The following is a 12,132-nucleotide window of genomic DNA, read 5'->3' on the forward strand; positions in this document are numbered from 1 at the left end:
CTAGAGCGCGGCGTTCCGCTCGAGGATGCGGTGGCAGCGCCGGACGCGGTCGAGCCACCAGGCCGTCCGGTCATCGTCGGCGCGCAGCGCATCCAGCCGTCGGGACGACACGGAGGGGCGCACCACCGGGATGACGCCATCGCGCGGAGTCAGCGGGTCGTCCGAGACGTCGTCGACGAACATCGCTACGGTGCCGAGACCGCAGTCGAACTCGAGCTCGGGGAGCGCGGCGGCGAGGTGCGCGCCCATGGCGATGCCGACCGAGGTGTCGATCGCGCTGGAGACGACTGCCGGGAGGCCCGCCTCCTCGACGATCCGCAGCGCGGAGTGGATGCCGCCGAGCGGCTGAGCTTTCACGACGAGGAGGTCCGCCGCGCCCGCCCGCGCCACCGCGAGCGGATCGGTCGCCTTGCGCACGCTCTCGTCCGCCGCGACGGGGATGCCCATGTACTTGATCCTGCGGCGCAGCTCGGCGAGCTCGTCGACCGTTGCACACGGCTGCTCGACGTATTCGAGATCGAACGGGGCGAGGGCGTGGATGGCGTGCTCGGCCTCGTCGAGGTTCCACAGGGCATTGGCGTCGATGCGCACGCGGCCCTCCGGTCCGAGCGCCTCTCGGACCGCGCGGACCCGGGCGACGTCGTCCGCGAGAGTCTGACCCGGCTCCGCCACCTTGACCTTCGCCGTGCGTGCGCCGCTGTAGCGGGCGAGCACGCCCGGGACATCGTCCGCGTCGACCGCCGGGACGGTGGCGTTGACCGGGATGCGATCGCGCAGTGCCGTCGGGGTGCGCCGCCAGCCGAAATCGATGGCGGCGTGGAGCCAGGCGGACGCCTCACGATCGTCGTACTCGACGAAGGGGGAGAACTCCGTCCACCCCAGCGGCCCCTCGAAGAGCACCGCCTCGCGCACCGTGATGCCGCGGAAGCGGGTGGTCATCGGGAGCGACACGACCCGCGAAGTTGCTAACAGGTCGGCGAGTTCCGGAAGCATCCACCAAGTGTTGCACGGCCCGGCCGCGCGGGTGCCTGAACCGTAGGCTGGACACATGCAAGCGGACGTCTCAGAACTCTTCGATCCCGGCGCGTGGCGCGAGGTCCCCGGCTTCGGCGATCTCACCGACATCACCTACCACCACGATGTCACCGGGCGCATCGCACGCGTCGCGTTCGACCGGCCCGAGGTGCGGAACGCGTTCCGGCCGCGCACGGTCGACGAGCTCTACGCCGCGCTGGAGGACGCACGCACGAATCCGCGGATCGGGGTGGTGCTGCTGACCGGCAACGGGCCGAGCCCGAAGGACGGCGGGTGGGCGTTCTGCTCCGGCGGCGACCAGCGCATCCGGGGCCGGGACGGGTACAAGTACGCCGAAGGGGAGACCGCCTCGAGCATCGACGCGGCGCGCAGCGGTCGGCTGCACATCCTCGAGGTGCAACGCCTGATCCGATTCATGCCGAAGGTCGTCATCGCGGTCGTTCCGGGATGGGCGGCGGGGGGCGGCCACTCGCTGCACGTCGTGTGCGACCTGACGATCGCCAGCGAGGAGCACGGGCGGTTCAAGCAGACGGACGCCGACGTCGGCTCCTTCGATGCCGGCTACGGGTCGGCGTACTTCGCTCGCCAGGTCGGGCAGAAGGTCGGCCGCGAGGTGTTCTTCCTGGCGCGGGAGTATTCGGCTCGGCGGGCGTACGAGATGGGGGCGGTGAACGCCGTCGTGCCGCATGCCGAGCTCGAGACGACCGCCCTGGAGTGGGCGAACGAGATCCTCACCAAGTCGCCGACCGCGATCCGCATGCTGAAGTTCGCGTTCAACGCCGTGGACGACGGGCTGGTGGGCCAGCAGGTGTTCGCGGGTGAGGCGACGCGCCTGGCGTATGGAACGGACGAGGCGGTGGAGGGCCGGGACGCGTTCCTGCAGAAGCGCGAACCGGACTGGTCGCCGTTCCCTTGGCAGTACTGAGGCGGGCGCATGTCACGAGAGGTACGGGTCGTGGACGCCTCCCACCCGGAGGAGGTGTTCGTCGCTCTCCGGGAGGCACTGACGGGAAGCGGCGATGCCGTGGTTCCGCGGGCGCGGCACCAGGCAAACGGGTCCGGTGGCCCCGCGCCCGGTGGAGCGGACGCCGGTGACGAGAGGTCAGGCGACGGCGGCGTCGCGACGACGTGGCCGAGCCAGGGCGACACGGTGGCGCAGAACGTGGCGCTGATCATCGAGACGTCAGGGTCCACGGGTGTGCCGAAGCGCGTGGCACTGTCGGCGGACGCGCTGTTGGCGAGCGCTGCAGCCTCCGCCGGCGCTCTCGGCGGGCAGGGCCAGTGGCTGCTGGCGCTTCCGGTGCACTACGTGGCCGGCGCGCAGGTGCTGGTCCGGTCGCTGGCGGCGGAGAGCGAGCCGGTGCTGTACGGCGAAGGGCGTTTCGACGCGGAACGCTTCGCCGAGGCGGCGCGGCGGCTCACCGGCGACCTCCGGTACACCTCGCTCGTGCCCGTGCAGCTCGCGCGGTTGGTGGAGGGCGCCGAGGCGGGGTCGCGAGAGGTGGGCGCGGCTCTTCGGGCGTTCGACGGCATTCTCGTCGGAGGCCAGGCGCTGACGCCGACGTTGCGCGATCGCGCGGAGCGGCTGGGCGCGCGCATCGTGACGACATACGGGTCGAGCGAGACGGCCGGCGGGTGCGTGTACGACGGGATGCCGATCGGGACGACGACCGTTCGAGCCGTCGACGGACTCCTCGAGATCTCCGGGCCCGTGCTCGCGGAAGGGTACCTCGGCGATCCGGAACGGACGGCCGCTGCCTTCCACGAGGCGGACGGAACCCGGTGGTACCGGACGGGTGACCTCGGCGAGGTGGGCGCCGACGGAGAGGTCGCGGTGTTCGGACGGTCGGACAACGTGATCATCTCGGGCGGCGAGAAAGTTCTGCTGGATGCGGTGGAGCGGGCGGTCCAGGAGGTCGCAGGATTCGGCCACGCGGTGGTCGTCGGTGTGCCGCATCCCGAATGGGGACAGGTGCCGGTCGTCGTCGTGGAGGGGGCAGCGTCGCTGGGCGTTTCCGAATTGCGCCGGATCGTCGCGGAGCGACTGGGGCGCGCTGCCGCACCCGATCGCATCCTCGAGGTGGCACGCGTGCCGCGGCTATCGAGCGGCAAGCCCGACCGCATCGCGGTGACGGCGCTCGCCGCGGACCGGGAGGCATAGCCGATGTTGTTACGATTCGCTCTGTGATGAGTCAGAACAAGCCACGCATGCAGCGGACCATCCCGCCGACGGCGCGCGGACCGCGCGGCGGCCGGAGCGGACGTCCGGGTGCCGCCGCCGCGGCCGTCAAGCCCGCCACGACCGCGGACTGGATCGCTGGGGCGCGCCTGCGCACGCTTCCGCTGGCCATCGCCCCCGTGCTGATCGGCGTCGGCGCGGCGAAGATCGCCGAAGGTCCCGGCGTCTGGCACCCAGTACGCTCCCTGCTCTGCCTCGCCGTGGCGGTGCTGCTGCAGATCGGCGTCAACTACGCCAACGACTACTCCGACGGGGTGCGTGGCACCGACGAGTTCCGGGTCGGGCCCGGACGCCTCACGGGCTCCGGCAAGGCTGCGCCGCGCGCGGTGCTGACGGTGGCCCTCACGTTCTTCGCGCTCGCGGCGGTCGCGGGTCTCATCCTGGTGATCCTCACCCAGCACTGGTGGGTCCTGCTGATCGGCGCCGCTGCGATCGCGGCCGCCTGGTTCTACACCGGCGGGAAGCGCCCCTACGGCTATTACGGGCTCGGCGAACTCTTCGTCTTCGTCTTCTTCGGGCTCGTCGCCACGGTCGGCACCACCTTCATGCTGGCCGGAACGGTCAACCAGGAGGCCTGGTACGGCGGCGTGATCGCGGGGCTCATCGCCTGCGCGGTGCTGATGGTCAACAACATCCGCGACATCGAGCCCGACCGTCAGGCCCGCAAGCGGACGCTCGCCGTGCTGCTCGGAAGCGTCGCGTCGCGGATCGTGTTCTGCGTGCTGCTTCTCGTGCCGTTCGGCATCCTTGCTGTGCTCGCGGTGTTCTACCCGTTCGCCTGGTTCGGGATGTTCGCGCTCCTGGCGGCGCTACCGGCCTGTGTCATCACGCTGTTCGGCCGCACGCCGCGCGAACTGATCACCGCCCTGCAGCTGACGAGCATCACCGGCCTGCTCGTCGGGATCGCGCTCGGCGTCGCCTACGCCTTCTGACCGTCGCGCCGGCCGGTTCCCGTGTCGCGGTCCTCGGTCGCACCGTCCACGGCGGCGTCCTCGACGTCGTCGTCCTCCGAGTGTGCGGGCGTCTCGCGGTGGCGGACGGCGTAGAGATCGGAGGAGACCGCGTTGCGGGGACGGCTCAGGAAGATGTACGAGAGGCAGAGCCCGATGAGGGCGGCGGCGATCACCGCGAGCCACCAGACCACACCCACCACCAGCAGGATCGCGAGCGGCACCGCGAACACCAGCAGGCGCAGCACGGTGTAGGTGATCCAAGAGGGAATCCGCTTCACCCTCCCAGCTTAGAGACCGTCTCTGAGAGTTACGATTGACCCATGGTTCGCCTCTGGATAGCCCTCGGCGTCGCAGCCGTGGTGTTCTACATCTATTCGGTGGCAGACTGCGCCCTGTTCGACCGTTCTCGAGTGCGTGGCCTCCCCAAGCCCGTGTGGCTGCTCATCATCATCCTGATCCCAGTCATCGGCGGGATCCTCTGGTTCCTCATCGGACGCGGACGCCGCAGATCCGACGTCGGGCGCCGCGTGACCGCGCCTGACGACGACCCGGAGTTCCTCGGCAAGCTGCGCCTGGACCACGACCAGGAGGAGCGCATCCGCCAGCTCGAGAAGGAGCTGGCCGAGCTGGACGACAACGGTCCCGACAACGACCAGACCGGCCGCCGGGATGGGTGACCGCCCGCAGGCGGGCGACGCCACGGGCGCATCCACCGAAGCGGGCACGACCGCGCTCGCCGGCCGGGCCACGGGCAACCCGGCGACCGACTTCGCTCTGTCCCTCCTCGCCGGCCTGGTCCGCAACGGTGTGCGCGACCTCGTCGTCAGCCCCGGATCGCGGTCGCAGGCGCTGGCGCTCGTCGCGGCCGAGCTGGAACGCTCCGGCTCTGCGCGTCTCCACGTACGGATCGACGAGCGGTCCGGGGGATTCCTCGCACTGGGCCTTGCGCGTGAGACCGGAGCGCCGGCCGTCGTCATCACCACCAGCGGGACCGCGACCGCGAACCTGCACCCGGCGGTGCTCGAAGCGCACGAGGCGGGCATCCCGCTGATCGTCCTCACCGGAGACCGCCCCCAGGAGCTGCGCGGCATCCGCTCGAATCAGACCACCCAGCAGGACGGACTGTACGCGGCGGCCGTGCGCTGGTCCGAGGATGTGGAGGCGCCGGCGGGCGACGAGGGCGAGGACGCCCGGGCCGCAGCGCTGGCCGAGACGGCCGTCCGCTCGGCCGTCGGTGCGGACAGCGCCGACCCGGGCCCGGTGCACCTGAACGTGGCCTTCCGGGAGCCGCTCTCGACGGCGGTTCCTGAGCTGCCGGAGCCGATCACGGGGGCACTGCCCTCCACGGCCGGCACCGAGGCCCTCGGACGTGCCATCGTCACCATCGAGCCGGGCCTGCGGTCGGTCGTGGTTGCCGGCGCCGACGCCGGGCCGCGCGCCGAAGAATTCGCCCGGGAGGCCGGCCTCCCGCTGGTCGCGGAGGTCTCCAGCGGCGCACACTTCGGGCCCAACCTGGTGGTCTCGTACCGCGAGCTGTTGCGCGACGAGGACTTCGGCGGCGCCGTCCAGCGCGCCATCGTGTTCGGCCATCCGACCCTGAGCCGGGAGGTTCCCGTTCTGCTGACCCGCGATGACGTCGAGGTCGTCGTCGTGGCGCCGACGGGGGCGCAGGCCTACAACCCGGCTCGCCGGGCGCGGGTCGTGGGCGGGGTCCGCGCCGACGCATCCACCGACCTCCGGTCGCCGGAGGTGCGCGGCTGGGTCGGCCGCTGGGTCTTCGCGAGCCGCCGCATCGCCGAACTGGCCGAGCAGGAGGCGAATCCGGCGGCCGTCGCCCCGGATGTCGAGAAGGCACGGTCGTTCGATCCGGCGGATGCCCTGGCCTTCGCGCAGGCGGAGCTCGCGGCCGTGCGCGCGCCGATCACGCGGACGATCCTGGCGGAGGCGGTCTGGCGGTACACCTGGCCGCACGATCGCCTGGTGCTGGGCGCCTCCCGCCTGATCCGGGATGTCGACCGGATCGTGCCGGGCAAGAAGATCGTCGTGCACGCGAACCGCGGTCTCGCGGGGATCGACGGGACCATCGCGACGGCGACCGGCATCGCCCGCGCCGCCGCAGCGGCGGCCGAACAGGCCGGCGCGCCCTCGGGTGTCACCCGGGTGCTGCTCGGCGACCTCGCCCTGCTGCACGACGCGGGATCGCTGCTCCTCGGGGTAGGCGAGACGCATCCGCACCTCCAGGTCGTCGTCGGCAACGACGGCGGCGGGACCATCTTCGACGGTCTGGAGGTCGCCGCCACCGCGCCGGCGACGGCGTTCGATCGCGTGCTGTACACGCCGCACTCGGTGGACATCGCCGCCCTCGCCGCCGCCTACGGCTGGCACCACGGCGTCGCGCGCACCAAGGGCGAACTCGATCAGGCGCTGTCCGCGCCGCCCGCCGGCGTCAGCATCCTCGAGGTGCCGCTCCCGCGCTGAGCGTCATGCGGTGCGCACAATGCCGCATCGGCCCGACGCCGCCTCGGTTGGAGACGGCGTACAACGAATGCGCCGATCCGTGAGCTGATCACTACCATTGCCCGCGTGCACATGATCTTCCGGACGATGCTTCACGCGATCCTCTCGCGCTTCGGGCCACGCCTCGGCCACTGGGATGTGGCGCGCACCCGCTTCCGGGTGCTGCCGACCGACCTCGACATCCTCAAGCACATGAACAACGGGGTGTACCTGTCGATCGCCGACATCGGGCGCTTCGATCTGCTGCAACGGAACGGCGTCTGGGCGATCTTCAAGCGCCGCGGCTGGTATCCGGTGGTCGCCTCCGAGACGATCTCCTTCCGGAAGTCTCTGGAGCTGTGGCAGCCGTTCGTCGTGGAGTCGCGCATCCTCGGCTTCGACGAGAAGGCGGTCTACGTGGAGCAGCGCTTCACCGTCGACGGCGAGATCTACACGCAGGCGTTCATCCGGGGACGCTTCCTGAAGCGCTCGGGGGGCGTCGTATCGATCGCCGAGCTGCTGGAGGCGGTCGGTCCGTCGCCCACCGACGTCGCGGTGCCGGAGTGGCTGCTGCAGTGGGGCGCGGACGCCGGGCTGCCCTCGACGCGCGTCGAGGCGCCCAGCGTCTGGAGTGAGTGAGCCGCCGACTCACGAAGGCCCGAAGGCGAACACCTTCTCCGGGTCCCACTGAGCGCGTGCCGCGGTCAACCGTTCGCCGACATCGCTGGGCCACCCGCTTTCGAAGGCCGCGCGGTCGGCCAGGTCGCCGGCGAAGTTCACGTTGGTGACGGCCGAGATGCGGTCGCGCAGCGCCTCGGCGATCGCCTGCGCGCGGGCGGGGGCCGCGTCGGCGAACACGGACGGGTCCGCTGCGAGCAGGGTGAGCGTGTAGCCGCTGTCGCGACCGCCCACCGCCGAGCCGTCATCGGTGTCGCGCGCCGTGGCGCCGCCGAGCTGACGGAGCTCGACGGCGAGGAACGGCGAACCCGAGCCGGGGCCGGCGAGTTCCAGGATGACGTCCGCCGCGTCCTGATCGAAGGTGTCGAGCATGTAGCCGCGGATCCAGGTCGGGCCGCCCTCCTCCGGATCGTTGTGGATGCTCGCGACAGCGGTGGCGGGCATCTCCGCCACGAAGTCCAGGTAGACGGGGGCCGCATCCCGGATCGGGGCGAACAGGCGCTCGCCCTCGGCGGTGTCGCCCGGGAAGGCGAAGCGGACGCTGAGGACCGTTCGGCCGCGCAGGGGCGGCGGCGGCCCGTCCACATCCGGGACCGTGAGCAGTGCGACGGAGGTGGTCGCCTCATCCGGCAGCTCGGCGGACCAGTCGACCCAGGCGCGCAGCGCCGGTTCGATCGCGCCGCCCTCGAAGAAGACGCTCCCTCCGTAGAGGGAACGCAGCGGGACGAGTTCCAGCGTCATGCGCGTGACGACCGCCAGGCCGCCCTTTCCGCCCCGGAGCGCCCAGAAGAGGTCGGCGTTGGTCTCGCGGTCGGCCACGACGATGCGGCCGTCCGCGGTGACGACGCGGAAGCCGCGGATCCAGTCGGAGGTGAAGCCGTAACGCCGGGCGAGCGGGCCGAGGCCGCCGCCGAGGCTGTAACCGACCGCTCCGACGCTGGTGGACGACCCGGTCACCGGAGCGAGACCGTGCTCCGCCGCCGCGACGATGACCGGCGCCCAGCGGAGCCCCGCGTCGATGTGGGCGAGCCGTGCGTCGGCGTTGATCGTGAGGCCGTCGAGGCCGCGCGTGGTGATGATCATGCCGCCGTCGATCGGCGCCTCGGCGCCGTGGCCGGTGGCCTGGACGCGGACCGGCAGGCCGGCCGAGCGGGCGAAGAGCACGGCCTCCACCACATCCTGCTCGTCGGAGACGGCGACGACGATGTCGGGATCATGCCGGATGGCGGGGTTGAAGCAGGTGACTTCGGCGGCGAGCCCCTCGTCGCCGCGGACATAGACGGTTCCGGTCACGGCGTCGCGCAGGCGCGCGACAGCGGACGTGTCGAGTTCGATTCCCATGGCGGAAATCTAGGGGAGACCCCCGACGCGCGGGAAGGGCCTCGGGGGGCGAGATGCGCACGCCGGAAGGTCAGCCGCGTGACGTAGCATTCCAGCATGTCCGCCGTCCTGCCCGCACCCCGCGCCGCCGGGCGGGGCGCGGCGCCCGACGCGGAGACCGTGTACCGTCCGTCCGGCCCTCTCGACATGCCGGGCACGCTCGCCCTGCTCGCCCGGGGTCCCTACGATCCCACCACCGCGTGGGATCTGCGCGGGATGTGGCGCACGTGGCGCACCCCGCACGGCGCGGCGACGCTGCGCATCCAACGTCCGTCGCCCGACGGCTCCGTCGCGGCAGCGGCCTGGGGGCCGGGCGCCGAGTGGGCCATCGCCGCGGTCCCGGGTCTGCTGGGACATGACGACGACTGGTCGGGCCTCGACGTGAGCGGCCACCCCCTGCTGCGCGACAGCCGCCACCGCAACCCCGGTCTGCGCCTGGCTCGCACCGGCCGAATGCTGGAGGCGCTCATCCCGGCGATCATCGAGCAGCGTGTGACGAGCCTGGAGGCGTACCGCTCGTGGGCGCGGCTGCTGCGCTGGTACGGCGAGCCGGCGCCCGGCCCTGCGCCCGAGGGCATGCGCGTCGTCCCGACGCTGGAGCAGTGGCGGGGGATCCCGTCGTGGGAATGGCATCGCGCAGGTGTCGACCCGGGCCGGGCACGCACCGTCCAGGCCGTGCTCGCCGTCGCACCCTCGCTGGAGCGGGGCGTGGAGCGCGCGGGAACGCTCGCCGCGGCGGAGACCGCGCTGAAGACCATCCCGGGCGTCGGGGTCTGGACGGCCGCGGAGACGCTGCAGCGCTCCCACGCGCATCCCGACCTGGTGAGTGTCGGCGACTACCACCTCGCGCACCAGGTCGGCGAGGCGCTGACCGGGAGCCGCGTCGACGACGAGGGGATGCTGGAGCTGCTGGAGCCGTGGCGCGGCCACCGGCAGCGGGTCGTGCGGCTCATCCTGGCGAGCGGGTTCCGCTTCCAGCGACGCGGTCCGCGGATAACGCTGCAGGATCACCGCTGGCATTGAGCCGTGCGCGTGGGGCGGCGGCCGGCTTGGGCCGCCCTGGCCGGGCGCGCGTCGGCACGGTGGACTGCGTCAGGCGCGGCCGGCGCGCGCGGCGGCGGCGTCGGTGCGCAGGTCGCGGTCGAGCTCCCGGCACAGCGACTTGTAGTGGTCCATCATCACGGGACCGTAACTGCTCCACTCGGGAGCCGGCTTGTGGTCATGCGCGGCGACCAGGCGGTCGAGGTAGTAGTCCCAGCGCGGCCCGGCGTCGGCCTCCTCGGTCAGCGAGCGCAGCCGCCGCCCGACGGTGACCGTGGTGCGGCCCGTCGCCTCGGTCAGGTGCACGAACATGCGATGGGAGGACCCGGCTGCTCCGATGTCCGCGTGGAGCCGGTGCGGCGCCGCGCACTCCATGACCGTCACGTCCTGCCACTCCGCGTCGTCGCCGTCGGCCGTCATGCGCAGCTTCACCGCGCCGGTCGAACCGGAGCCGGTGTACTCGCCCAGCCACTCGGCCAGCCGGGGGGACCGGCTGAAGTACGTCCACACCTCCTCGATGGGCGCACGGAACATGCGATCGAGAACGAGATAGACCCCGTCGTCCTTGCGGACGAGTCGTCCTGTCGGCTGCGGCATCATGGTGACCTCCGTCGGCTCAGCCTCTGGTGATGCACACACTAGTCACGCCGGCCCGGAAGCGGCAGAGGGCTGGTTTCGAGAGCTCTCAGCCTTCGAGCACGGCCATCGCGGCGTTGTGACCGCCGAGGCCGCTGACGGCTCCACCGCGCCGGGCTCCGGAGCCGCAGAGCAGGATGCGCGGGTGCCGGGTGGCGACGCCCCACCGCTCGGCCGGGGTGGCGAGCGGTTCGTCGTCCTCGGCGAACGGCCAGGAGAGCGGGCCGTGGAAGATGTTGCCTCCCGGCATGTTCAGCGCCTGCTCCAGGTCGCGCGTCGTCTTCGTCTCGATGCAGGGCCTGCCGTTCGCGTCGGTCAGCAGCAGGCTCTCGATCGGCTCGGCGAGAACCGAGTCGAGCGACGCGAGCACCGCATCCTGCAGCCGCTGCCGGGTGGCGTCGTTGTTCTCGTCGGTGAGCCATCGGTCGGGGGTGTGCAGCCCGAACACCGTCAGGGTCTGCGCGCCGGTCGCCGCCAGCTCGGGGTCGAGGATGCTCGGGTCGGCGAGGGTGTGGCAGTAGATCTCGCAGGGGAGGAGCTCGGGCATGACGCCGCGGGTCATCCCGGCGTACGCCTCCTCGAGCTGGCTGTACGTCTCGTTGATGTGGAACGTGCCGCCGAAGGCCGCGGCCGGGTCGATGGCGTCGTCGCGGAGGCGGGGGAGGCGCTCGAGCAGGAGGTTCACCTTGACCTGGGCGCCCTCCGCCCGCTCGCGCGGCGGCTCCGGCGTCTCGCCGAGCAGGCCGTCGAGCACATCGGGGGCGACGTTGACGAGGACCGTCGCGCCCTCGACCCGCCGTTCGTGGCCGTTGCGGACATACTCGACCGTGCCGTCGGGGTCGATGCGCGTCACCTCGGCGCCGGTCACGATCCGGGCTCCGGCCTCCCGGGCGACGCGGGCGAGCTCGCCGGTGACCGCGCCCATGCCGCCGACCGGCACATCCCACTCGCCCGTCCCCTGGCCGATCACGTGGTAGAGGAAGCAGCGGTTCTGCGACAGGTCGGGGTCCGAGACGCTGGCGAACGTGCCGATCAGGGCGTCGGTCGCGACGACGCCGCGCACGAGATCGCTTTGCACGCGGGACTCGATGAACTCGCCGATCGGCCGCTCGATGAGCGCATCCCAGAGCTCGTCGTCGCCCACCAGGGCGCGCGCCTCCGACCGGGTGAGCAGCGGCTCGGTGACCGTCGGCCACAGCGCCGCGGCGAACTCGCCGGTGCTGCGGTAGACGGAGTCGAACCCGGCGGCGTCGTCGGCCGCGCCGATGCGCGCGAAGGAGGCGGCGGTGGCAGCGTGGTCGGTGTTGTCGATCAGCAGACCCGCGCCGGCGGGGTCGCCGGGCACAGGGGTATAGGAGGAGTAGCGCCGGCGGGCCAGGCGGATGTCGAGCCCGAGGTCGTCGATGATGCGCTGCGGCAGCAGGCTCACGAGGTAGGAGTAGCGCGACAGGCGCGCCTCGACACCCGCGAACGCCTGCGCGCTGACCGCGGCGCCGCCGACGTCGTCCAGGCGCTCGAGCAGGATGACGGACTTGCCCGCGCGGGCCAGGTAAGCGGCCGCCGTGAGGCCGTTGTGGCCGCCGCCGACGATGACGATGTCGTGCGTCGCGGCGGAGGACGAGGTGGAGCGGTCGGTCATGGATCGACTCTAGCCGCGATGAGTTATCCACATCT

12 protein-coding genes are annotated in these 12,132 nt (G+C 72.0%); 7 read left to right on the forward strand and 5 right to left on the reverse strand.

Annotation, left to right across the window (positions count from 1 at the left end; translation table 11 throughout):
- Window positions 1-993 (reverse strand): o-succinylbenzoate synthase, encoded by a 993-nt coding sequence (locus J2W45_RS14145; protein ID WP_310133016.1) that lies wholly within the window; start codon window positions 991-993, stop codon window positions 1-3.
- Window positions 994-1,048: 55 nt separating this feature from the next.
- Here J2W45_RS14145 and J2W45_RS14150 point away from each other — a divergent pair, with 55 nt between their 5' ends.
- The 3 genes from J2W45_RS14150 to J2W45_RS14160 are packed head-to-tail and all read left to right on the forward strand — an operon-like array spanning window position 1,049 to window position 4,206.
- The gene (locus J2W45_RS14150) at window positions 1,049-1,960 is read left to right on the forward strand and encodes a 1,4-dihydroxy-2-naphthoyl-CoA synthase (protein WP_310133018.1); all 912 of its coding nucleotides are present in this window, start codon (window positions 1,049-1,051) and stop codon (window positions 1,958-1,960) included.
- A gap of 9 nt (window positions 1,961-1,969) precedes the next feature.
- On the forward strand, window positions 1,970-3,196 hold the full coding sequence (locus J2W45_RS14155) for an AMP-binding protein (RefSeq protein WP_310133021.1): 1,227 nt from the start codon (window positions 1,970-1,972) through the stop codon (window positions 3,194-3,196).
- 26 nt (window positions 3,197-3,222) lie between these two features.
- Complete coding sequence (locus J2W45_RS14160) at window positions 3,223-4,206, forward strand: 1,4-dihydroxy-2-naphthoate polyprenyltransferase (RefSeq protein ID WP_310133024.1); 984 nt, start codon at window positions 3,223-3,225, stop codon at window positions 4,204-4,206.
- Here the strand turns inward: J2W45_RS14160 and J2W45_RS14165 are convergent.
- Window positions 4,194-4,505, reverse strand: coding sequence for a DUF4229 domain-containing protein (locus J2W45_RS14165; RefSeq protein WP_310133025.1), 312 nt, complete (start codon window positions 4,503-4,505; stop codon window positions 4,194-4,196). The genes J2W45_RS14160 and J2W45_RS14165 overlap by 13 nt on opposite strands.
- A gap of 42 nt (window positions 4,506-4,547) precedes the next feature.
- Here J2W45_RS14165 and J2W45_RS14170 point away from each other — a divergent pair, with 42 nt between their 5' ends.
- The 3 genes from J2W45_RS14170 to J2W45_RS14180 all read left to right on the forward strand — a co-directional run bounded on the left by J2W45_RS14170 (window position 4,548) and on the right by J2W45_RS14180 (window position 7,362).
- Complete coding sequence (locus tag J2W45_RS14170; protein WP_310133027.1) at window positions 4,548-4,904, forward strand: PLDc N-terminal domain-containing protein; 357 nt, start codon at window positions 4,548-4,550, stop codon at window positions 4,902-4,904.
- Window positions 4,897-6,705, forward strand: coding sequence for a 2-succinyl-5-enolpyruvyl-6-hydroxy-3-cyclohexene-1-carboxylic-acid synthase (gene menD, locus J2W45_RS14175; RefSeq protein WP_310133030.1), 1,809 nt, complete (start codon window positions 4,897-4,899; stop codon window positions 6,703-6,705). Before J2W45_RS14170 ends, menD begins: the two co-directional genes overlap by 8 nt.
- A 96-nt stretch (window positions 6,706-6,801) precedes the next feature.
- Window positions 6,802-7,362: a thioesterase family protein gene (locus tag J2W45_RS14180; protein ID WP_310135042.1), complete on the forward strand. Its 561-nt coding sequence runs from the start codon at window positions 6,802-6,804 to the stop codon at window positions 7,360-7,362.
- 9 nt (window positions 7,363-7,371) lie between these two features.
- On the opposite strand, the gene J2W45_RS14185 is transcribed toward J2W45_RS14180, so the two are convergent.
- On the reverse strand, window positions 7,372-8,742 hold the full coding sequence (locus J2W45_RS14185; RefSeq protein ID WP_310133032.1) for an FAD-binding oxidoreductase: 1,371 nt from the start codon (window positions 8,740-8,742) through the stop codon (window positions 7,372-7,374).
- 96 nt (window positions 8,743-8,838) lie between these two features.
- Between J2W45_RS14185 and J2W45_RS14190 the strand changes: the two genes are divergently transcribed.
- On the forward strand, window positions 8,839-9,804 hold the full coding sequence (locus J2W45_RS14190; protein WP_310133035.1) for a DNA-3-methyladenine glycosylase family protein: 966 nt from the start codon (window positions 8,839-8,841) through the stop codon (window positions 9,802-9,804).
- A 69-nt stretch (window positions 9,805-9,873) separates the two neighbouring features.
- On the opposite strand, the gene J2W45_RS14195 is transcribed toward J2W45_RS14190, so the two are convergent.
- Entirely contained in the window at window positions 9,874-10,422 is a 549-nt protein-coding gene (locus J2W45_RS14195) for an SRPBCC domain-containing protein (protein WP_310133038.1), read from the reverse strand.
- 85 nt (window positions 10,423-10,507) lie between these two features.
- On the reverse strand, window positions 10,508-12,097 hold the full coding sequence (locus J2W45_RS14200) for a phytoene desaturase family protein (protein ID WP_310133039.1): 1,590 nt from the start codon (window positions 12,095-12,097) through the stop codon (window positions 10,508-10,510).
- Window positions 12,098-12,132: the final 35 nt, after the last annotated feature.

The sequence above is a fragment of the Leifsonia shinshuensis genome (assembly GCF_031456835.1).
GTDB lineage: Bacteria > Actinomycetota > Actinomycetes > Actinomycetales > Microbacteriaceae > Leifsonia > Leifsonia shinshuensis_C.

Coding starts and splice junctions, on each gene's coding strand:
- J2W45_RS14145 (WP_310133016.1), bottom strand. CDS start 993: ATGCTTCCGGAACTCGCCGACCTGTTAGCAACTTCGCGGGTCGTGTCG.
- J2W45_RS14150 (WP_310133018.1), top strand. CDS start 1,049: ATGCAAGCGGACGTCTCAGAACTCTTCGATCCCGGCGCGTGGCGCGAG.
- J2W45_RS14155 (WP_310133021.1), top strand. CDS start 1,970: ATGTCACGAGAGGTACGGGTCGTGGACGCCTCCCACCCGGAGGAGGTG.
- J2W45_RS14160 (WP_310133024.1), top strand. CDS start 3,223: ATGAGTCAGAACAAGCCACGCATGCAGCGGACCATCCCGCCGACGGCG.
- J2W45_RS14170 (WP_310133027.1), top strand. CDS start 4,548: ATGGTTCGCCTCTGGATAGCCCTCGGCGTCGCAGCCGTGGTGTTCTAC.
- menD (WP_310133030.1), top strand. CDS start 4,897: ATGGGTGACCGCCCGCAGGCGGGCGACGCCACGGGCGCATCCACCGAA.
- J2W45_RS14185 (WP_310133032.1), bottom strand. CDS start 8,742: ATGGGAATCGAACTCGACACGTCCGCTGTCGCGCGCCTGCGCGACGCC.
- J2W45_RS14190 (WP_310133035.1), top strand. CDS start 8,839: ATGTCCGCCGTCCTGCCCGCACCCCGCGCCGCCGGGCGGGGCGCGGCG.
- J2W45_RS14195 (WP_310133038.1), bottom strand. CDS start 10,422: ATGATGCCGCAGCCGACAGGACGACTCGTCCGCAAGGACGACGGGGTC.
- J2W45_RS14200 (WP_310133039.1), bottom strand. CDS start 12,097: ATGACCGACCGCTCCACCTCGTCCTCCGCCGCGACGCACGACATCGTC.